At 73.8% G+C, this 19141-nt stretch carries 21 protein-coding genes; 16 read left to right on the top strand and 5 right to left on the bottom strand.

Going from position 1 to position 19141, the window contains the following annotated elements:
- Together TOK_RS26785 and glgX are read right to left on the bottom strand one after the other, a co-directional pair.
- The gene (locus TOK_RS26785; RefSeq protein ID WP_098960867.1) at positions 1 to 231 is read right to left on the bottom strand and encodes a zinc ribbon domain-containing protein; all 231 of its coding nucleotides are present in this window, start codon (positions 229 to 231) and stop codon (positions 1 to 3) included.
- A gap of 141 nt (positions 232 to 372) precedes the next feature.
- The gene (gene glgX / locus TOK_RS26780; protein ID WP_098960720.1) at positions 373 to 2376 is read right to left on the bottom strand and encodes a glycogen debranching protein GlgX; all 2004 of its coding nucleotides are present in this window, start codon (positions 2374 to 2376) and stop codon (positions 373 to 375) included.
- A 112-nt stretch (positions 2377 to 2488) separates the two neighbouring features.
- On the opposite strand from glgX, the gene TOK_RS26775 reads away from it, so the two are divergent.
- From TOK_RS26775 to TOK_RS26750, 6 genes are all read left to right on the top strand, one after another.
- Positions 2489 to 3253 (top strand): ABC transporter ATP-binding protein, encoded by a 765-nt coding sequence (locus TOK_RS26775; RefSeq protein WP_098960866.1) that lies wholly within the window; start codon positions 2489 to 2491, stop codon positions 3251 to 3253.
- A 62-nt stretch (positions 3254 to 3315) separates the two neighbouring features.
- Entirely contained in the window at positions 3316 to 4095 is a 780-nt protein-coding gene (locus TOK_RS26770) for an enoyl-CoA hydratase/isomerase family protein (protein ID WP_098960719.1), read from the top strand.
- 67 nt (positions 4096 to 4162) lie between these two features.
- A complete protein-coding gene (locus tag TOK_RS26765) occupies positions 4163 to 5119 on the top strand; it encodes a class I SAM-dependent methyltransferase (RefSeq protein ID WP_098960718.1) in 957 nt (318 codons plus the stop codon).
- 43 nt (positions 5120 to 5162) lie between these two features.
- The gene (gene macS, locus TOK_RS26760) at positions 5163 to 6302 is read left to right on the top strand and encodes a MacS family sensor histidine kinase (protein WP_098960717.1); all 1140 of its coding nucleotides are present in this window, start codon (positions 5163 to 5165) and stop codon (positions 6300 to 6302) included.
- Positions 6299 to 6952: a response regulator transcription factor gene (locus TOK_RS26755; RefSeq protein ID WP_253258653.1), complete on the top strand. Its 654-nt coding sequence runs from the start codon at positions 6299 to 6301 to the stop codon at positions 6950 to 6952. The genes macS and TOK_RS26755 overlap by 4 nt, the downstream gene beginning before the upstream one ends.
- A 144-nt stretch (positions 6953 to 7096) precedes the next feature.
- On the top strand, positions 7097 to 7726 hold the full coding sequence (locus TOK_RS26750; protein ID WP_098960715.1) for a response regulator transcription factor: 630 nt from the start codon (positions 7097 to 7099) through the stop codon (positions 7724 to 7726).
- A gap of 9 nt (positions 7727 to 7735) precedes the next feature.
- Here the strand turns inward: TOK_RS26750 and TOK_RS26745 are convergent, their stop codons facing one another.
- A complete protein-coding gene (locus tag TOK_RS26745) occupies positions 7736 to 7939 on the bottom strand; it encodes a hypothetical protein (RefSeq protein ID WP_098960714.1) in 204 nt (67 codons plus the stop codon).
- Between the two features lie 50 nt (positions 7940 to 7989).
- Between TOK_RS26745 and TOK_RS26740 the strand changes: the two genes are divergently transcribed.
- Positions 7990 to 8757 carry a DapH/DapD/GlmU-related protein gene (locus TOK_RS26740; RefSeq protein WP_098960713.1) on the top strand — a complete coding sequence of 256 codons (768 nt, stop codon included), beginning with the start codon at positions 7990 to 7992 and terminating at the stop codon, positions 8755 to 8757.
- A gap of 79 nt (positions 8758 to 8836) precedes the next feature.
- Positions 8837 to 8989: a hypothetical protein gene (locus tag TOK_RS32970; RefSeq protein ID WP_172457798.1), complete on the top strand. Its 153-nt coding sequence runs from the start codon at positions 8837 to 8839 to the stop codon at positions 8987 to 8989.
- Here the strand turns inward: TOK_RS32970 and TOK_RS26735 are convergent.
- Positions 8976 to 10250 carry a glycosyltransferase family 4 protein gene (locus tag TOK_RS26735; RefSeq protein WP_098960712.1) on the bottom strand — a complete coding sequence of 425 codons (1275 nt, stop codon included), beginning with the start codon at positions 10248 to 10250 and terminating at the stop codon, positions 8976 to 8978. The two genes, TOK_RS32970 and TOK_RS26735, sit on opposite strands and share 14 nt — an antisense overlap.
- Positions 10251 to 10271: 21 nt before the next feature.
- A complete protein-coding gene (locus tag TOK_RS26730) occupies positions 10272 to 11129 on the bottom strand; it encodes a LysR family transcriptional regulator (protein WP_098960711.1) in 858 nt (285 codons plus the stop codon).
- Positions 11130 to 11484: 355 nt separating this feature from the next.
- On the opposite strand from TOK_RS26730, the gene TOK_RS26725 reads away from it, so the two are divergent.
- The 8 genes from TOK_RS26725 to TOK_RS26690 are packed head-to-tail and all read left to right on the top strand — an operon-like array spanning position 11485 to position 19137.
- The gene (locus tag TOK_RS26725) at positions 11485 to 12834 is read left to right on the top strand and encodes an LLM class flavin-dependent oxidoreductase (protein ID WP_098960710.1); all 1350 of its coding nucleotides are present in this window, start codon (positions 11485 to 11487) and stop codon (positions 12832 to 12834) included.
- Between the two features lie 47 nt (positions 12835 to 12881).
- Positions 12882 to 14414 carry an ABC transporter substrate-binding protein gene (locus tag TOK_RS26720; RefSeq protein WP_098960709.1) on the top strand — a complete coding sequence of 511 codons (1533 nt, stop codon included), beginning with the start codon at positions 12882 to 12884 and terminating at the stop codon, positions 14412 to 14414.
- Entirely contained in the window at positions 14411 to 15448 is a 1038-nt protein-coding gene (locus TOK_RS26715; RefSeq protein ID WP_098960865.1) for an ABC transporter permease, read from the top strand. The genes TOK_RS26720 and TOK_RS26715 overlap by 4 nt, the downstream gene beginning before the upstream one ends.
- Positions 15448 to 16290 (top strand): ABC transporter permease, encoded by an 843-nt coding sequence (locus TOK_RS26710; protein ID WP_098960708.1) that lies wholly within the window; start codon positions 15448 to 15450, stop codon positions 16288 to 16290. The genes TOK_RS26715 and TOK_RS26710 overlap by 1 nt, the downstream gene beginning before the upstream one ends.
- A complete protein-coding gene (locus TOK_RS34480) occupies positions 16280 to 17101 on the top strand; it encodes an ABC transporter ATP-binding protein (protein WP_098960707.1) in 822 nt (273 codons plus the stop codon). Before TOK_RS26710 ends, TOK_RS34480 begins: the two co-directional genes overlap by 11 nt.
- Complete coding sequence (locus TOK_RS34475; protein ID WP_098960706.1) at positions 17094 to 17939, top strand: ABC transporter ATP-binding protein; 846 nt, start codon at positions 17094 to 17096, stop codon at positions 17937 to 17939. The genes TOK_RS34480 and TOK_RS34475 overlap by 8 nt, the downstream gene beginning before the upstream one ends.
- The gene (locus tag TOK_RS26695) at positions 17936 to 18682 is read left to right on the top strand and encodes an alpha/beta hydrolase (protein ID WP_098960705.1); all 747 of its coding nucleotides are present in this window, start codon (positions 17936 to 17938) and stop codon (positions 18680 to 18682) included. Before TOK_RS34475 ends, TOK_RS26695 begins: the two co-directional genes overlap by 4 nt.
- The gene (locus tag TOK_RS26690; protein ID WP_098960704.1) at positions 18679 to 19137 is read left to right on the top strand and encodes a cupin domain-containing protein; all 459 of its coding nucleotides are present in this window, start codon (positions 18679 to 18681) and stop codon (positions 19135 to 19137) included. The genes TOK_RS26695 and TOK_RS26690 overlap by 4 nt, the downstream gene beginning before the upstream one ends.
- The last annotated feature ends 4 nt before the right edge of the window (positions 19138 to 19141 follow it).

The raw sequence follows: 19141 nt of genomic DNA, 5'->3' as shown, positions 1-19141 counted from the left end.
TCAGCCGCAGCAGCCGCCGCCGCAGCACCCGCCTCCGCCACCCCCGGCGGGGGCGGGGCGCGGGGCGGCACCACCGCGGCCGCCGACGCCCGCCAGGGCGACGGTGCTCAGCAGCTTGACCGTGTCGGCGTGCCCGCCCGGGCAGGCTGCGGGATCGCCGGACTCGCTCATGGGCCGGTTGACCTCGAAGGTCGCGTCGCACTCCCGGCAGCGGAACTCGTAACGAGGCACGGGCAGCAGCGTACGCCGCGGCCCCACCGCCCGGGACCCCGCGAACAGACGCCGAGGCCGACGCGGGGGTGCCGGTCCCCATGGTCGAACCGGTCCGTCGTCGAGCTCGGCGGGTCCGCCGGCCCGGGACGCGGGCACGGATCAGGAGGAGCGCAGCAGCAGGACCGAGTGCGGCGGCAGGGTGATCGTCGTGCCCCCCGGCAGCGGGCGGTCGGTGGCCGGGCGGCCGGTCGCGCGGCTGGAGTCGAGCACCGTACGGAACGGGCCGCCCGAGGGCAGCGTGCAGGTCGCGGCGCCGCCGTCGGCGTGCAGGAGCAGCAGGCTCTCCCCGACGTGCACGCCGATCGTGCGGCCGTGCGCGTGCCAGTCGCGGTCGGTCATCCGCCGCCCCGAGGGATGCCACCACACGGTCTCGCTGTGGGCGAGCCAGCGGTCGCGGCGCAGGTCGGGATGGGCGCGGCGCAGCGCGGCGACCCGCGCGGTGAACGCCGTCAGGTCCTCGGCGAGCTCGCCGGGCGTCCAGTCGACCCACGAGGTCTCGTCGTCGAGGCAGTAGGCGTTGTTGTTGCCGCCCTGGGTTCGCCAGCGCTCGTCGCCGCCCACGAGCATGGGGGTACCGATCGACAGCAGGGTCGTCGCGATCATGGCGCGGGCCGTCGTGAGCCGCCGCGCCACGACGACGGGCGAGCGCGTCTCGCCCTCGACGCCGAAGTTCTGCGAGCGGTTGTCGTCGGTGCCGTCGCGGTTGGCCTCGCCGTTGGCCTCGTTGTGCTTGCGCTCGTAGGAGACCAGGTCGCGCAGGGTGAACCCGTCGTGGGCGGTGACGAAGTTGACCGACGCCCACGGCCTGCGCCCCGACAGCGCGTAGATGTCGGAGCTGCCGGTCAGCCGGGAGGCGAGCTCCCCGATACCGCCGTGGCCCCGCCAGAAGTCGCGCACGGCGTCGCGGTAGCGGCCGTTCCACTCCGACCACGCCACCCCGAACCCGCCGACCCGGTAGCCCTCGCCGGTGGCGTCCCAGGGCTCGGCGATGAGCTTGGTCGTCGACAGCACGGGGTCGACGGTGATGGCGGTGAGCAGCGAGGCGTTCGGGTCGAAGCCGCCGGAACGGGGCCGGCCCAGCACCGACGCCAGGTCGATGCGGAACCCGTCGACACCAAAGGCGGTCACCCAGTGCCGCAACGCGTCGCACACCAGCCGGATGACGGTGGGGGAGCCGGAGTCCAGGGTGTTGCCGGTGCCGGTGATGTCGGCGTCGTAGCCGTTGCCGCCCAACGAGTAGTAGGCGCGGGCGTCGAGGCCGCGGTAGGACACCGTGGTGCCGCCGACGCCGCCCTCGCACGTGTGGTTCGGGACCATGTCGAGGATGACCTCGATGCCGGCGGCGTGCAGCGCGTCGACCATCGTCGCGAACTCGGCGACCTCGGCGCCGGGCACGCTCGCATAGCCGGCGTGCGGGGCCATGAAGCCCAGCGTCGAGTAGCCCCAGTAGTTCGGGGCACCGCGTTCGAGCAGCGACGGCTCGTCGGCGATCGACGCGACCGGCAGGAGCTCGACGGCCGTCGTCCCGATCCGGACCAGGTGCGCGATCACGGCCGGGTGCGCGAGCCCCAGGTAGGTGCCGCGCAGCTGCTCCGGCACCTCCGGATGCAGCCGGGTGAACCCGCGGACGTGCAGCTCGGTGATCACCGTCTCCGCCCACGGCACGTCGGGCCGTGGCCGGGCCGGGCCGGTCGGTGTGGCCGTGACGACCGAGAGCGGGACGTGCCCGAGGGAGTCGACGGGGTCGGCGGGGCCGGTCATCGGGTCGTCGAGCCAGCCACGGGCGGCCAGGACGTCGGTGACGCGGCCCGTGATCTGCCGGGCGTAGGGGTCGACGAGGATCTTCGCCGGGTTGGAGCGGGTTCCCTGCCACGGCTCGTACGGCCCGTGCACCCGGTAGCCGTAGCGCTGGCCGGGACGCACCCCGGAGACGGTGCCGTGCCACACCCCGAAGGTGCGCTCGGTCAGCTCGACGCGGCGCTCGGTGAGCGCGTCGTCCGGGCCGTCGACCAGGCAGACCTCGACGGCGTCGGCGACCGACGACGCGACCGCGAACCGCACGGCGTCGCCGTCGACATGGGCACCCAACGGGAACACCGGCACGATCGGAGAGGATAGGGGGGTGGACCGGTCCGGATCATCGCCTGAGTCGTCCGTCACCGCCCCCGAACGGGGCGGTGAACCCGAGCGCGACCTCACCGACGTCGTGGTCGCGATGGATCGGGTGACGGTGCGGCGCAACGGGACCACGCTCGTGTCCGACATCGACTGGACCGTGGAGCTCGACGAGCGCTGGGTCGTGCTGGGCCCCAACGGCGCGGGCAAGACGACGTTGCTGCGCATGGCCTCGGCCGAGCTGCACCCCACCAGCGGGACGGTGCACGTCCTCGGCGAGCGGCTCGGGCGTGTCAACGTGTTCGAGCTGCGCACCCGGATCGGGCTGTCGTCGGCCACCCTCGGCCTGCAGGTGCCGGGCGACGAGGTGCTGCGCGACATCGTCGTGAGCGCGGGGTACGGGGTGTTCGGGCGCTGGCGGGAGTCCTACGACTCCGTCGACATCGAGCGGGCCGCCGAGCTCCTCGACGCGCTCGGCATGAGCAGGCTCGCCGACCGGGAGTGGCGCACGCTGTCGGAGGGGGAACGCAAGCGCACCCTGATCGCCCGCGCCCTGATGACCGACCCCGAGCTGCTGCTGCTCGACGAGCCCGCCGCCGGGCTCGACCTGGGTGGGCGCGAGGACCTCGTCGGCCGGTTGGCGACGCTCGCCGCCGACCCCGACGCCCCCACGTCGATCCTGGTCACCCACCACGTCGAGGAGATCCCGCGCGGCTACAGCCACGGGCTGCTGATCCGCGAGGGCACGGTCGTCGCCGCGGGGCTGCTCGACGACGTCCTCACCGACGAGAACCTGACGGAGACGTTCGGGCTGCCGCTCGCGGTGCAGCGCCGTCGCGGCCGCTACACCGCCTGGCTGCGCTGACGCCTCCCGACCGTGTCCCGCGTCTCCGGCGACGCGACCCTCACCCGGGTTAGGGTCCGGGCGTGACGGAGTTCGTGAGCCTCGATGTCGACAACGGTGTGGGCACCATCCGGCTGGCCCGGCCGCCGATGAACGCCCTGAACAGGCAGGTCCAGGAGGAGCTGCTGCAGGTCTCGACGGAGGCGGCGACGCGCGACGACGTGCGCGCCGTCGTCGTGTACGGCGGGGAGAAGACGTTCGCCGCGGGTGCCGATGTCAAGGAGATGGCCGCGATGTCCTACGCGGACATGGCTCCTGTGGCGCGGCGCCTCTCGGCGGGCCTGGGCGCGATCTCGACGATCCCCAAGCCGACGGTGGCCGCTGTGACCGGTTACGCGCTGGGCGGCGGGTTCGAGGTCGTGCTCGGCGCCGACCGGCGGATCGCCGGCGACAACGCCAAGCTCGGCTTCCCCGAGATCCTGCTCGGCATCTTCCCCGGTGGCGGCGGCACCCAGCGCCTCGCGCGGCTCGTCGGGCCGTCGATCGCCAAGGACCTGATCTACACCGGCCGGTTCGTCGGCGCCGAGGAGGCGCTGTCGATCGGGCTGGTCGACGAGGTCGTCCCGGCCGACGACGTCTACTCCCGCTCGGTCGAGTACGCCTCGCAGTTCGCGAAGGGCCCGGCGCTGGCCTACGCGGCCGCGAAGAAGGCCATCGACGGAGGGCTCGACACCGACCTGCGTACCGGCCTCGACATCGAGTCGGAGCTCTTCGCGAGCCTGTTCGCGAGCGAGGACCGGACCATCGGGATGGCGTCGTTCATCGAGAACGGCCCCGGCAAGGCGACGTTCACGGGCCGCTGACCCCGGTGAGTGGCGATGGTCGCCACGGCGACGATCGCCGGTCACGAGGGTCGCTAGGGTCGGCCTCATGAGCACGGACCCGCCGCCCCGCCCGCACGCGACGGCTGCGGAGGTCGAGGCCGCGCGGTCGGACCCGAAGCTCGCCAACGTGCTCTACCACGACTGGGAAGCCGGCTCGTACGACGAGAAGTGGTCGATCTCCTACGACGAGCGCTGCATCGACTATGCCGCGGGCCGGTTCCGGCACGCGGCGGGTGTCGCGGACCGGCCCTACGAGCGAGCCCTGGAGCTGGGCTGCGGCACGGGGTTCTTCCTGCTCAACCTCATGCAGGCCGGGCTCGCCACGCGCGGCTCGGTCACCGACCTCTCACCCGGCATGGTGGCGGCCGCGTTGCGCAACGCCGAAGGGCTGGGGCTCGACGTCGACGGCCGGGTCGCCGACGCCGAACACATCCCCTACGACGACGCGACGTTCGACGTCGTCGTCGGGCACGCGGTGCTGCACCACATCCCCGATGTCGAGGCGGCGCTGCGCGAGGTGCTGCGCGTCCTGAAGCCCGGGGGGCGGTTCGTGTTCGCGGGGGAGCCGACGCGGATCGGGGACCTCTACGCACGTCGCCTCGGCATGCTGACCTGGAAGGCGACGACGACCCTGACCCGGCTGCCCGGACTGCAGGGCTGGCGGCGCCCGCAGGCCGAGCTCGACGGCTCCTCGCGCGCGGCTGCGCTGGAGGCCGTCGTCGACCAGCACGTGTTCGACCCCGCCGACCTGGAGCGCACCGCGGTCGCCGCGGGCGCGGACGGTGTCCGCGTCGTCACCGAGGAGTTCACCGCCGCGATGCTCGGCTGGCCGGTGCGGACGTTCGAGGCCGCGGTCCCGGCCGAGCGCCTCGGCTGGGGCTGGGCGATGTTCGCCTACCGCGGCTGGCAGCGGCTGTCCTGGCTCGACGAGAACGTGCTCTCCCGGGTCGTTCCGCGGGGATGGTTCTACAACGCGCTGGTCACGGGCACGCGGCCTGCGTAGACGTACGGATCCGGGCGTCGGGCGCACCCGGCAGTATGTCGGCATGGACCGCCCGCTGGAGCCGCTGTGGCGGGGGCTGCTCGTCTACCGGGTGCTCACGCTCGTCAGCACGTCGATCTTCGTAATGGTGTCGGTGCGCGAGTACGCCCATCCGCTCGGCGCGGGCCTCGTCGTCGCCGTCATGGGGGTGTGGACGGTCGTCACCGGCTTGGCCTACTTCCCGCGTCGCGACGGCCCCGACCGGCGGGGCACGGTCGCGGCGGTCGACCTCGTGGTCACCGCCGCGGTGATGCTGACGACCCCGCTCGTGCAGAGTCAGGCCCAGCTCACCGGCGACACCCCGCTGATGGGCTCGATCTGGACGCCCGGCGCCGCGCTGGCGTTGGCGATCGCGTTCGGGCTGCGCGGCGGGCTGGCCGGTGCGGCCGTCATCGCGGGGGCGCTGGTCGCGGTCACGCTGACGTCCGGTCCGATGACGCTCGTCGACCTCGCCGACGTCCAGCTGCTGATCCTGGCCGGCGCGACCGTCGGGTTCTGCTCCGGCGTGCTGCGCCGCTCCGCGGAACGGGTGCGCGCGGCGGTGGCCGAGCAGGCCGCGGCGGCCGAACGCGAACGGCTCGCCCGCAGCATCCACGACGGTGTCCTGCAGGTCCTTGCGCACGTCCGCCGCCGCGGTGCCGAGCTCGGCGGCGGTGCGGGCGAGCTGGGGACGCTCGCCGGGGAGCAGGAGATCGTGCTGCGCACGCTGCTCACCAGCGGGACCGCGGGGGTCGACGGCGGTGGCCGTCGCGACCTGGCCGCCGCGGTGCGCACGCTGGCGTCGTCCCGGATCAGCGTGTCCGCGCCCGCACACGCCCTGGACCTGCCCGCGCGCGTCGTCGACGCCCTGCTCGGCGCCGTCGGGGCGGCGCTCGCGAACACGGCTCTGCACGTCGGCGCCGACGCGCCTGCCTGGGTGTTCGTGGAAGACCTCGGCGGCGAGGTGGAGATCAGCGTCCGCGACGACGGGCCGGGAATCCCCGACGGCCGCCTCGCCGCCGCGGAGGCCGAGGGCCGGCTCGGGGTGGCCGCGTCGATGCGGGGGCGGGTGCGCGAGCTCGGCGGCACGATCACCTGCGACACCGGCCCGGGCCGCGGGACGGAGTGGACCATCAGGGTGCCGCGGGAGATGGTGCAGACGTGAGCGTGACAGTCATGGTCGTCGACGACCACCCGATCTGGCGTGAGGGCGTGGCCCGTGACCTGGGCGAACGGGGTCTCGACGTCGTCGCCACCGCCCCGGACGCCGACGCCGCCGTGCGCATCGCCCGCGCCGTCCGCCCCCAGGTCGTGCTGATGGACCTCAACCTCGGCGCGACGTCGGGTGCCGACGCCATCCGCGGCATCGTCGAGGCCCTGCCCGACACCCGCATCCTCGTGCTGTCGGCCTCCGGTGAGCACTCCGACGTGCTGGAGGCCGTGAAGGCGGGCGCGACCGGCTACCTCGTGAAGTCGGCGAGCGCGGAGGAGCTGCTCGACGCCGTGCACCGCACCGCGGACGGCTACCCGGTGTTCACGCCGGGCCTCGCGGGGCTGGTGCTGGGGGAGTACCGGCGGCTCGCCGACGACCCGTGCCCGGCCGCGGGCGACGGGCGCGTGCCCGCGCTGACCGAGCGGGAGACCGACGTGCTGCGGCTCGTCGCGAAGGGGCTCACGGCCCGGGTGATCGGCGACCGGCTGGGGGTGTCGCACCGCACGGTGGAGAGCCACGTCCAGAACACCCTGCGGAAGCTGCAGCTGCACAACCGGGCGCAGCTCGTCCGTTACGCCATCGAACAAGGCCTCGACGACTGACGGTGATCGCACTCGCGCCGGGGGTGTGGTCGTTCGTGTCCGGACGGGTGGTGCGGTCGCGAACGCGCAGGACCGTCCCGGCGGGGATGCGACGATGCGCCGGGTGTGCCCGGCCGTGGGCCGGTGGCGCGCGGGAGGAGCGGGATGTCGGCGCGGGTCGTGGTCGTCGCTGAGGCCGGGGTAGGCGAGCGGATCGCGACAGGGCTGCGGGCCGCGGGCTGTGACGTCCGGGGGCGAGCGGGGGACGCGGCCGCGGCGGTGCAGCTCCTGACGTCCGACGACGTCGTGGTGGTCCTCGACCTCGCGGCGGCCGACCCGCTCGACGGGACCGAGGGCCTGCACCTCGTCGGCGTGCTGCTCGACGCCGCCCCGACGGCCCATGTGCTCGCCGTCGGGGAGACCGTCGAGTACCAGCCGGTGCTGGCGGCGTTGCGTGCCGGGGCGTCGGGGTTCCTGCGCCGCGACACCGGCTGGACCGAGCTCGCCGACGCCGTCACCCGCGTCGCCGCCGGTGAGGTCGTGTTCGGGCCCGGTGTCGCCGACCTGGTGCTCGACTCCTACGGCACCGCCGCCGCGGATCCCGTGCCGCTCACCGAACGGGAGCTCGACATCGTGCGGCTCGTCGTCGACGGGCTCACCGCCCGCCAGATCGGGGTGCGCCTCGTACTGTCCCCGCGGACGGTGGAGAACCACGTGCAGCGGATCCTGCGCAAGCTCGACGTCGTGGGCCGCGCGGCGCTGGTGCGGTACGCGATCGAGAACGGTCTGGCGTGAGGGCCGGGGTCATTCGGACCGCGTCGGCTCGCTCTCGTCCTCGCCGGCGACCTCCCGGGCCGCGGTCCGGGAGGTTCCCTCGTCGCCCTCGCCCCCGCTGACGACCGTGGTCACGGAGTCGTCGCCGCCGCTGTGCGAGCCGGGGTCGGCGACCGAGCCGCCGCCCCCCTCGTCGCCGGGGGCGTCGCCGGTGCGGGATCTGTTGTCTGCCATCGCCGGGCCTACCCCCGCCGCCAGGGCCGCACACGTCCTATCGTCGGCGCATGACGAGCATGTGGGGGGCGCCGGTGTGGCGCCGCTGGTCCCGCCGCCGCGACGACGAGCAGGCCCGGTTCGTCACCCTCGCCTCCCTGCGCTGGATCGTCCGGCACCGGGCGTGGACGCCCTGGTACCTGGTCCGCTACGCGCGGCTGCTGCGGTTCCGGGCCGCCAACCCGCATGTCGTGCTGCGCGGCATGGTGTTCCTGGGGCGCCGCGTCGAGCTGCACGCCCGCCCCGGCTACGGGCGGCTGGAGATCGGCCGCTGGGTGCACATCGGCGACGGCAACTCGATCCGTTGCCACGAGGGCTCGCTGCGCATCGGTGACAAGGTCGTCCTCGGCAAGGACAACACCGTCAACTGCTACCTCGACGTCGAGATCGGGGCCGCGACGATCGTCGCCGACTGGGTGTACGTCACCGACTTCGACCATCGTGTCGACGACGTCACCGTCCCGATCAAGGACCAGGGGATCGTCAAGGCCCCGGTGCGGATCGGGCCGGACTGCTGGCTCGGGGTGAAATCGACGGTGTTGCGCGGCACCAGGATCGGCCGCGGCACCGTCCTCGGGGCGCACGCCGTGGCCAAGGGCGACATCCCGGGGTTCTCGATCGCCGTGGGAGCGCCCGCGCGGGTGGTGCGCGACCGCGTCGCCGACTACGAGGCCGCCGCCGCGCACCGCGCCGCGATCGCCGACATCGCCCGCAAGACCGACGCCGCGGTGCAGCGCAGCCTCACCGAAGGGCCAGGTGTCCGCGAGAACCCGGTGTGACCTGCGACGTCATCGCTAACGACGCTCAAGATCACCTCGTTCATGCAGATGACGGACGAACCACCGAGAGGAGCGCACCATGACGCACGAGATGTCCGAGCGACTTCAGGCGCTCGCCGACGACTACACCGCGGCCGTGAACCAGGCCGTCGCCGAGGACCGGTTCGACACGGTTGCCCGGCTGGCCGACGAGTATCCGGACGCGGCGCTCGAGGTTCTCACCGCAGGGTGAGCCCGTCCAGCACGTTCCCGGTCGGGATCTTCGGCCGTCCGGCCTCGATCGCGCCGCCCGCTGGGGCGGCGGCGTAGATCGCCGCGGTTCGCACCGCGATGACCGGCCAGCCGAAGTCGGGGGCGAGCCGGGCCCGCGCCGTGCGGGCCCGCTCGCCCGCCGCGACCGGGTCGTCGAGCACCCGGTGCACGGCGTCCGCGATGCCGCCGACGTCGCCCGGAGCGAACGACAGCCCGCTCACCCCGTCGACGACGACCTCCCCGAGGCCGCCTGCGGTCGACGCCACCAGCGGCGCGCCCGCGGCCGCGGCCTCCAGGGCGACGATGCCGAACGGCTCGTAGCGGCTGGGCAGCACGACCGCCGACGCTGCGGTGAGCAGGGCGGCGAGATCATCGTCGGGAAGGTGACCGGCGAAACGCACCGAGCGGCGTACCCGGTGCCGGCGGGCCTGGTCGACGAGCATGTCGCGCTGGGTACCCGTCCCGGCGACGACGAGCCGCGTCCCCGGGTGCGCGCGCCGGACCCGGGGCAGCGCCGCGACGAGGTCCTGGACACCCTTCTCGTACTCCAGCCGTCCGAAGTAGACGAGCAGCGGCACGTCCCCGGGGGCCCAGCGGTGGCGGGCGGCGTCGCGCGCGGCGGGGGGCACGCTCCACCGGCGTGGTGCGATCCCGTTGTGCACCACCGAGATCGTGTCCGGGTCGAGGTCGAAGAGGGTGGCGACCTCGGTACGCATCGCCCGCGAGCAGGTGACGACGGCGTCGGCCCGGCGGGCCAGCCACCACTCGATCGAGTGCACCTGCCGGCTCAGCGGGGTCGTCAGCCAGCCGGCGTGCCGCCCCGCCTCGGTGGCGTGGATCGTCGCGACCAGCGGAACGCCGAGCGTGTCGGCGAGCGCGATCGCGGGGTGGGCAACGAGCCAGTCGTGGGCGTGCACGACGTCGGGGCGCCAGCCTCCCAGCCGGGTCAGCGCGGCCCGCAGCAGAGCGTGCCCCATGGCGAGCACCCAGGCGACCATGTCGTCGGAGAATCGCAGGTGAGCGGGGTCCTCGGCGACGTGCAGCACGCGGACGCGTGGGTCGTCGGGATCGGGTCCGTCGGTGGTGGGGTGGGTGGCGGCGTCGGTGCCGGTCTCGCGCCGCGCGACGACGACGACCTCGTGCCCCGCCGCGGCCAGCTCCCGCACCAGCGCGTGCACGTGCCGCCCGAGCCCGCCCACGACGACCGGCGGGTACTCCCAGCTCAGCACCAGTACGCGCATCCGGCACATGCTCGCAGGCGGTCAGCCCGCGACGTCGAGGACCTGCCGGATCGACCGGGCGGCCTCGGCGGCGAGATCGCGGCGCAGGCCGCGCCGTGAGCGCACGGCCAGCGGGATCGGGTCGACGAGGGGCAGGTCGTCACGGGCGACGAGGCCCTCGGGGGTGCGCCCGACGGTCGCGAGCAGGGCCACGCCGAGCCCGGCCCGCGCAGCCGCCAGCACCCCGCCGAGGTAGGCGGCGTCGCAGACCACGGCGGCCGGGAGCCGGTGCGCGGCAAGTGTGTCGAGCGCGCGGGAGCGGATCGCGCAGGGCTCGTCGAAGGCGACGAGCGGGATGTCGGTGCCGTCGGTGGGCGGGGCCCAGCCGGGCGCGGAGTACCAGCGCAGCGTCAGCCGCCCCGATCCGGTGGAGCGGTCGTCGTCGGGGGTGCCGAACAGCAGCGCGAGGTCCACGTCGCCCTTGTCGAGGGCGGACCGCAGGACGGCTCCGCGGTCGAGCCGGAACCGGACGCGGCTGACCCCGAGAGAGTCCTGCAGGGCGGAGGCGAGCTCGGGGAGCAGCTGATCGGCGGCGTGCTCGGTGGACCCGACGACGACCTCGTCGACGTCGTGCGCGGCGCCGAGACGGCGCAGGGTCTCGTCGTTGAGCGCGAGCATGCGACGGGCCTCGGCGAGCAGCAGCTCACCCGCCGGGGTGAGCCGCGACGTGCGGCCCTCGCGGACCATGAGCGGCTGTCCGACGACGGTCTCGAGCCTGCGGACGTGATGGCTCACCGTGGGCTGGCTGACGTGCAGGGCGTTGGCGGCGCGATGGAAGCCGCCGCAGTCGGCGACGGCGACGAAGCTGCGCAGCTGCGTCAGGTCCAGGGTTCCGCCCATGCGCAGAGAGAAGCACACACCGATCAATGTTCTCTATCGAATGTGATCGGAACTCCGAGTTGGACCGCGCCGAACCCCGCGTGACACGATCGGGTCATGGCAGACCGCCCGGCTCGTGTGCGCACCTCGTGCGCTGCCGGTGCCGTGCTGCTCACCCGACGCCGTGCCGTGGATCTCGGCCGGACGTCCACCGCGACGTGTCGTCGCCACACCGCCTGACCGGTCCCGCGCGCTGAACGCCCGGGCACTCCTGTGCCCGCCCGACCGGTCTCCGTCCCGCTCGTCACCCTCACACCGCTCCCGTGCGCCTCCGCGTCCCGGGGCGGTGACCCCTGCGCGAGAAAGGTCGCACCGCATGGTCCGGCAGTTGAAGCTCGGCGCCGTCCTGATGGGCGTCGGCGGTCCCGGCCAGCACGACACCTGGACCCACCCCGAGATCCCGGGCGACGCCAGCATCGACATCCGCTGGTACATCGAACGGGCCCGGCAGGCCGAGGCCGCCCTGTTCGACCTGGTGTTCATCGTCGACAGCCAGTTCATCACCCCGGACTCGCCACCCCATTACCTGAACCGGCTCGAACCGCTGACGCTCCTGTCGGCCCTGGCCGTCTCGACCACCCACATCGGGCTGGTCGGCACGTTGACGACGTCGTACAACACGCCGTTCAACCTGGCTCGCCGGCTCGGGTCACTGGACCTGATCTCGGGAGGTCGCGCCGGGTGGAACGTCGTCGCCACCGGTGACGGCGGCACCGCCGCCAACTACAGCCGCGACGAGCACTTCGACTACGCCTCCCGCTACGGCCGGGCGTTTGAGTCGGTGCGCGTCTGCCAGGGACTCTGGGACTCCTACGAGGACGACGCGTTCCCGCGCGACACCACGTCCGGGGTGTTCGTGGACCCGACCCGGCAGCACCGCCTCGACCACGTGGGCGAGCACTTCTCCGTCCGCGGCCCGCTCAACATCTCCCGCTCGCCGCAGGGACAGCCGGTGATCTTCCAGGCCGGCGATTCCGACGAGGGCCGCGACCTGGGCGCGAGCGTCGGCGAGGGCATCTTCACGCACTCACCGACACTGGAGAAGGCGCAGGCCTTCTACCGCGACATCAAGGCGCGCGTCGCGGCGAAGGGGCGCAACCCCGACCACGTCCTCATCATGCCGGGGGTCACCCCGGTGATCGCCGACACCGACGACGAGGCCCGCGAGATCGAGCGGGCCAACCGGCTCGGCAAGGACTTCGCCAAGAACCTCGCCCAGTTCGGCCGGCCCTTCGGCTGGCACGACTTCTCCTCCTACGACCTCGACGCGCCCTTCCCCGACCTCGGCGACCTCGGTGCCGACTCGTTCCGCACCCAGGCCGAACAGATCAAGAAGGTCGCCCGCGAGGAGCGCCTCACACTGCGCCAGACCGTCGAGCGGTTCATGTCGTCGACGCCGCAGCCGTTCGTCGGGTCGGCCACGACCGTGGCCGCCGAGATCGAGCGCTGGTTCACCGGCCGCGGCCTCGACGGCCTCAACGTGCACGTCACTGTGCCCAGCGAGCTCGCCCGCTTCACCGGCGAGGTGCTGCCGATCCTGCGCGAGCGCGGCGTCGTCCGCTCCGAGTACGAGGCCACCACCCTGCGCGGCAACCTCGGGCTGCCGATCCCGCGCAACGTCCACACCGTCGCGCGCGAGGCCGCGCGCGTGCCCGTCCACAGCTGATCCCGACCCCCAGTCCCCGAATCCGAGTCCCCGGAGGACCACCCCCCATGGCCCGCCCCCGCACCCTCCTCAGAGTCGCCGCGCTCGTCGCGGCCGCCGCCGTCACCCTCGCGGCGTGCGGCACCGGTGCCGGCTCGGCGTCCGGCGCCACCCTCAGGTGGGGCTTCGCGCTGCCCACCTCGTGGGACCCCGTCACGTCCAGCACCGGCAACGACATCAACACGATCAGCCTGGTCTACGCCTCGCTCACCCAGCTCGACGAGAAGGCGACGGCCGTCCCCGGTCTCGCGGAGTCCTGGACGTACAACGGCGACGGGACCGCGGTGACGTTCACGCTGCGGCCGAACCTGACCTTCACCGACGGCACCCCGCTCGATGCCGACGCCGTGAAGCAGAGCCTCCTGCGCGGCAAGACGCAGCAGAACTCCCTGCTCAAGGACCAGCTCGCGACGATCAAGGACATCACTGTCGCCGGTGACCGCGACGTGACCCTGCAGCTCGCGGCCCCCGACTACCAGGTGCCGAACCTGTTGGCGGGCAAGACCGGCGCGATCGTCAGCCCGGCCGCGTTCACCAAAGACGCCGCGGCGATCCCGACCGCGCCCGTCGGTGCCGGCCCGTTCAGGTTCGAGAGCTTCGTGCCGGAGTCGAAGGCCGTGCTGGTCAAGAACCCCGGCTACTGGGACGCGGCCGACGTGAAGATCGACCGGCTCGAGCTGACCCCGACCACCGACGCGGCGACCGTCGTCGCCGCCGTCCAGTCCGGCGCGCTCGACGTCTCCTACATCCCGGGCAACCAGATCCCGCAGGCCAAGGCGGCCGGGCTCGAGGTCGACGTCATCGACTCGCTGCAGGTCAACCAGGTCGACGTGCACAGCGGCCTCGCCCCGCTCACCGACCGCCGCGTCGTCGACGCCCTCAAGTACGCGGTCGACCGCAGGCAGATCGTCGACGTCGTCAACGCCGGTGTCGGCGACGTGGCCTACCAGCCGTTCCCGAAGGGCTACGTCGCCTACGACCCCACCCTCGACGGGTTGTTCGCCTACGACCCGGCCAAGGCGCGGCAGCTGCTCACCGACGCCGGCTACGCGCCGGGGCAGCTGGCGCTGACGATCACGGTCAACTCGGTCTCGCAGTCCACCGCGGAGCTCGTCCAGCAGCAGCTGCAGGGCGTGGGCGTCAACGCCACGATCAAGGTCGTGCCGCCGGGGTCGTCGACCTGGCAGCAGGAGGTCTACCTGGGGCGCAAGGCGCAGTTCGCGCTCGACGGCACGGTCGGGCGCGAGTCGCCGGTGCAGAACCTCACCGTCGTCTACGGCGAGCAGGGCCTGATGAACACCAGCAAGGTCTCGACGCCGGAGTTCCTCGCCGCCCTCGACGCCGTGCGCCGCACCCCGCTCGACTCCCCGGACTACCCGACGGTGCTGCAGACCGCGGTGCGCACGGGCGTCCAGATGTCGCCGAGCTTCTCCCTCGGCACCCTGCCGCGGGTCGCGGTGCGCAACAAGAAGGTCTCGCCGCTGCCGCACTTCCTGTCGCAGTACCGGTGGGAGGGCGTGACGGTCGGGAGCACGTCGTGACGGTCTCCGTCGCCGGGACCGGGTGGGGCACGGCCGCCGCAGTCGCCGACCCCGCCCGGCCGCGGCGCAGCGGCCCGCTCGGCGGTGCCGTCCGCTGGCTGCTGCGCACCGTCGCGCTCACCGTGCCCGTCTTCCTGTTCGCGACGTTCCTGACCTTCCTGCTCGGCGCGGTCAGCGGGCTCAGCCCCGCCGGGCTGCTGCTCGGGGACTCCGCCACCCCTGCCGACGTCGCCCGCGTGCGCGCCGACCTCGGCCTCGACCGGCCCGTCCTGGTCCAGTACGTGGACTGGCTCTCCCACGTGCTGCGCGGCGACCTGGGCAGCTCGTGGCTCAACGGCGTGAGCGTGTCGTCGCAGATCGGGGACCGGCTCGCGATCAGCCTGTCCGTCGCCGGGTTCGCGCTGGTCATCGCCTTCGTGGCAGGCACGCTGCTCGGGATCGGCGCCGCGGTGTGGCGGGGCCGGCTGTTCGACCGGGCCGTCACTGCCTTCTGCTCGGTCGTCTCCGCGCTGCCGCCGTTCGTCGTCGCCGTCGCGTTGATCGTGGTGTTCAGCGTGCTGGTCCCGCTCGTGCCGTCGGCGGGCTACGTGCCCTTCTCACAGGACCCCGGCATGTGGCTCGCGCTGATCACGTTGCCCGCCATCGCGCTCAGCCTCGACGCCGTCGCCGACATCGCCCGCCAGCTACGGACCGGCCTGGTCAGCGCCTACCAGGAGAACTACGTCCTCGGGGCGGTCGTCCGCGGGTTCTCCCCGCGGCGGGTCCTGCTGGTCCACGTGCTGCGCAACGGCGCCGGACCCGCCCTGAGCGTGCTCGGCCTGCGCATCCCGATCCTCGTCGGCGGGGCCGTCGTCACCGAGTCGATCTTCGGGATGTCCGGGTTCGGCCGCTTCGCCGCCGACGGCGCGCTGCGCGGGGACGTGCCGGTGGTGCAGGGCGCGCTCGTCGTCGCGATCGTGCTGGTGCTGGTCGCGAACCTCGTCGTCGACACACTGCTGCTGCGGCTGCGCCCCGCCGCCCGCCGGAGGACCTGATGCTGCGCCCGTTGTTCGCGAGCCGGTCGGGGACGATCTCGGCCGTCGTGCTCGTCGTCGTCGCGGTGCTGGCCGCCGTCGGCCCGTGGCTCGCCCCGCACGACCCGCTGCTGCAGGACCCGCGGGCGATCCTCGCCGGGCCGTCCGCCGGGCACTGGCTCGGCACCGACAACGTCGGCCGCGACGTGCTCAGCAGGCTGCTCGCCGGGTCGACGCTGTCGCTGGTCGCCGCGCTGGAGGCCGTGGCCGTCGGGCTGGTGCTCGGCGTCGTCCCGGCCCTGCTGTCGGTGCGCTTGGGCCGGGTGTTCGAGTGGTTCTCGCTGCGCCTCATGGAGGCGTTCGTGACGTTGCCGTTCCTGGTGTTCGCCGTGGCCATGACCGCGTTGCTGGGCAACGGGTTGCAGCAGGCGATGCTCGCCGTCGGGATCCTGATCTCGCCCGGCTTCTACCGGGTCACCCGGGCCGCCGCGCTGCCCGTCGCCACCGCGCAGTACGTGGAGGCCGCGGTGCTGGCGGGGGCGTCGCCGTGGACGGTGCTGCACCGCCACGTGTGGCCCAAGGTCGTGCCCGCCGTCGCCGTCGCCACAGCGAGCCTGCTCGGCGCGAGCCTGGTCATCGTGTCGTCGCTGACGTTCCTCGGCATCGGCATCACCCCACCCACGCCGACGTGGGGCGGGATGCTCGCCACCGACCTGCAGTACCTGTTCCAGCGACCGTTCGGCCCGTTCGTTCCCGCGGCGCTGATCGTCGCCACCGTGTGGGCGTGCAACGGGATCGCCGACGCGCTGCGCGACGCCCCCGGCCGTCCCGCCCCCCGGAAGGTGACCGCCCATGTCGGCTGAGGTCCTGCTCACCGTCCGCGACCTGTCCGTCCACACCGGGGACACGCCGCTCGTCACCGGCGTCGACCTGACCGTCGCCCGCGGCGCGACGCTCGGCGTCGTCGGCGAGTCCGGCAGCGGCAAGTCGCTCACCTGCCGGTCGCTGCTGGGGATCCTGCCGCCCGGGCTGCGTAACGGCGACGACACCACGATCACCTTCGACGGCACCGACCTGCGCGCCCTCGACGCCCGCGGCTGGCTCGGCATCCGCGGCACCCGGATCGGCGCGGTCTTCCAGGACCCCGCCTCCTACCTCAACCCGTCGATCACCGTCGGGCGTCAGCTCGCCGAGGTGCTGCGGGTGCGGGTCGGGCTGGGCCGGCGCGCCGCCCGCGACCGCGCCGTCGAGCTGCTGGCCGACATGGGCCTGCACGAACCGGCCCGGGTGTACCGGCAGTACCCGTTCGAGCTGTCCGGCGGGATGCTGCAGCGCGTCCTGATCGCCGTCGCCATCTGCGCCGAGCCGGACCTGCTGATCGCCGACGAGGCGACCACCGCGCTCGACGTCACCGTGCAGGCCGAGGTCCTGGACCTGCTCTCCGACCTGCAGGAGCGCACCGGGCTCGCGCTGATCCTCGTCTCCCACGACCTCGCCGTCGTCGCGCAGGTGTGCGAGGAGGTCGTCGTCATGCGCGACGGCGTCGTCGTCGAACGCGGCACCGCCGGCGACGTCCTCACCGCGCCGGCGCACGCGTACACACGCTCGCTCGTCGACGCCCACGCCCGCTACGGGATCGAGCGGTTCCGGCCGGCGGTGACCGTCCATGGCTGACCCGCTCCTCGCGGTCTCCGGCCTCGTCGTCCGCCTCGGCCGCGGGGGCGAACGGCGCACGATCCTGCACGGCGTCGACCTCACCGTCGCCCCTGGCGAGAGCGTCGGCCTGATCGGCGAGACCGGCTCCGGCAAGACGACGCTCGCCCGCACCGTCCTCGGCCTGCACCGCGTCGAGCAGGGCGGGATCGACGTCGCGGGCACCGACGTCACCGCCCTGCGCGGCGCCCGGCTGCGCGCGTTCCGCCGCTCCGGGGCCGTGCAGTACGTCTTCCAGGACCCGCTGCGCAGCCTCGACCCAGACCTCACCCTGGGCGAGTCGGTCGGGGAGGCGCTGCACGTGCGCGGCACCCCGGACCTCGACGACCGCGTCGCCGGGGCGTTCGCGCTGGTCGGGCTCGACCCGGCGCTCGCGACCCGGCTGCCCGCCGAGGTGTCCGGCGGACAGCGCCAGCGCGCCGCGATCGCCCGCGCCATGATCGCCCGCCCACGGCTGCTGATCTGCGACGAACCCGTCAGCGCCCTCGACGCCGCCACCCGCGTGCAGGTCCTCGACCTCCTCGCGTCCCTGTGCGCCGACCGCGGCATCGGGCTGCTCTACATCTCCCACGACCTCGGCTCCGTCGCAGGCATCACCGACCGGCTCGCCGTCCTCCACCACGGCGACGTCGTCGAGACCGGGACGACCGAGCAGGTCGTCACCGCGCCGAGCCACCCCTACACACGGTTGCTCATCGGCTCCGCGCCGACGATCGGCGGCGGCGGGATGGGCCGCGCCGAGCGCGCCGAGCTGCGCGCACAGCTCGCACACTCCCCGAACGGAAAGGTGCTCACGTGAGCCTGACCAGCGCTGTCCCTGTCGTCGCCTGCTGGCGTGAACCCGCAGCGGTCGCCGTGCGCGGCACCGTCGTCGTCGTCCCGGGACGCGGCGAGCACGCCGGTGTCTACGAGCGCTTCGGCCGCCGCATCAGCGCCGACGGGTACCGGGTGTGGGCCGTGGCCGACCCCGCCGTCGACACCGACCGCGCCGAGGGCCAGATCCGCTCACTGCTGCCCGCCGAGCCGGGGCCGGTCGTCCTCGTGGGGTCCGACACCGGGGCCCTGTTCGCCGCCGGGCTCGTCGCGGGCGGGCTCGGAGGTGTCGACGCACTCGTCCTCGCCGGGCTGCCCGTCGACACCGGCCGGGGGCCTGCCGGCTGGGACGACGAGCTCGTCGCCCGCACCGCGTGCCCCACCCACCGGGCCCGGCTGGACGACGACTCCGGGGTGCGCCGCGGTGCCCTCGCCGACCGCGTCCCCACCGGTTGGCTCGCCTCCGCCGACCCCGCCCGCATCGCGGTCCCCGTACTGGGCCTGCACGGCGCGGCCGACACCGTCAGCCCGCTCACCGGCGCCCGCGCCTGGTACACCGGGCTGGCACGCGGCGAGCTCGTCACCGTCGTCGACGGCCACCACGACGCGCTCAACGACGCCACCCACCGCACCGCCGCCGCGTCGGTCGTGCAGTTCCTGGAACGGCTCCGGCTCGGGGCCGACGTCCCGGTGATCGCCCACGTCGAGACGCTCGGGCCGCACCGATGACCTTCCACCCCGACCTCGCGGCCACCGCGGCGCCGTCGCGCGCGCACATCCACCACGTCCGGGCCGGCGAGCTCGTCGGCGACACCGCCCAGACCTCCGGCATGACCCGGCTCGAGGCCGTCAGCGGCAGGACCGTCGGCTCCGAGCGGATCTGGACGGGCGAGACCCACGTCGCGCCCGCCACGAACTCCGGCAACCACCACCACGGCGAGGCCGAGACGTCGATCTACGTCGTCAGCGGGCGACCCGAGTTCGTGTTCCACGACGGCCACGGCGAGGTCCGCATCCGCACCGGCCCGGGCGACTACATCTTCGTGCCGCCGTACGTCCCGCACCGCGAGGAGAACCCCGACCCCGCGCAACCCGCCGTCGTCGTGATCTCGCGCAGCACGCAGGAGGGCATCGTGGTGAACGTTCCGGCGTTGACCCCGCTGACGGAGCCGCCACCGGGCTGACCAC

Source organism: Pseudonocardia sp. N23, from assembly GCF_002583555.1.
GTDB lineage: Bacteria > Actinomycetota > Actinomycetes > Mycobacteriales > Pseudonocardiaceae > Pseudonocardia.
This window is presented reverse-complemented; position numbering and strand designations above follow the sequence as displayed.

What these genes read in the sequence shown, in the direction of transcription:
- TOK_RS26775 (WP_098960866.1), top strand. Translation starts at nt 2,489, where the DNA reads ATGGATCGGGTGACGGTGCGGCGCAACGGGACCACGCTCGTGTCCGAC.
- TOK_RS26710 (WP_098960708.1), top strand. Translation starts at nt 15,448, where the DNA reads ATGCTGCGCCCGTTGTTCGCGAGCCGGTCGGGGACGATCTCGGCCGTC.
- TOK_RS26765 (WP_098960718.1), top strand. Translation starts at nt 4,163, where the DNA reads ATGAGCACGGACCCGCCGCCCCGCCCGCACGCGACGGCTGCGGAGGTC.
- TOK_RS32970 (WP_172457798.1), top strand. Translation starts at nt 8,837, where the DNA reads ATGACGCACGAGATGTCCGAGCGACTTCAGGCGCTCGCCGACGACTAC.
- TOK_RS26730 (WP_098960711.1), bottom strand. Translation starts at nt 11,129, where the DNA reads ATGGGCGGAACCCTGGACCTGACGCAGCTGCGCAGCTTCGTCGCCGTC.
- TOK_RS26745 (WP_098960714.1), bottom strand. Translation starts at nt 7,939, where the DNA reads ATGGCAGACAACAGATCCCGCACCGGCGACGCCCCCGGCGACGAGGGG.
- TOK_RS26720 (WP_098960709.1), top strand. Translation starts at nt 12,882, where the DNA reads ATGGCCCGCCCCCGCACCCTCCTCAGAGTCGCCGCGCTCGTCGCGGCC.
- macS (WP_098960717.1), top strand. Translation starts at nt 5,163, where the DNA reads ATGGACCGCCCGCTGGAGCCGCTGTGGCGGGGGCTGCTCGTCTACCGG.
- TOK_RS26690 (WP_098960704.1), top strand. Translation starts at nt 18,679, where the DNA reads ATGACCTTCCACCCCGACCTCGCGGCCACCGCGGCGCCGTCGCGCGCG.
- TOK_RS34480 (WP_098960707.1), top strand. Translation starts at nt 16,280, where the DNA reads ATGTCGGCTGAGGTCCTGCTCACCGTCCGCGACCTGTCCGTCCACACC.
- TOK_RS34475 (WP_098960706.1), top strand. Translation starts at nt 17,094, where the DNA reads ATGGCTGACCCGCTCCTCGCGGTCTCCGGCCTCGTCGTCCGCCTCGGC.
- TOK_RS26740 (WP_098960713.1), top strand. Translation starts at nt 7,990, where the DNA reads ATGACGAGCATGTGGGGGGCGCCGGTGTGGCGCCGCTGGTCCCGCCGC.
- TOK_RS26725 (WP_098960710.1), top strand. Translation starts at nt 11,485, where the DNA reads ATGGTCCGGCAGTTGAAGCTCGGCGCCGTCCTGATGGGCGTCGGCGGT.
- TOK_RS26750 (WP_098960715.1), top strand. Translation starts at nt 7,097, where the DNA reads ATGTCGGCGCGGGTCGTGGTCGTCGCTGAGGCCGGGGTAGGCGAGCGG.
- TOK_RS26735 (WP_098960712.1), bottom strand. Translation starts at nt 10,250, where the DNA reads ATGCGCGTACTGGTGCTGAGCTGGGAGTACCCGCCGGTCGTCGTGGGC.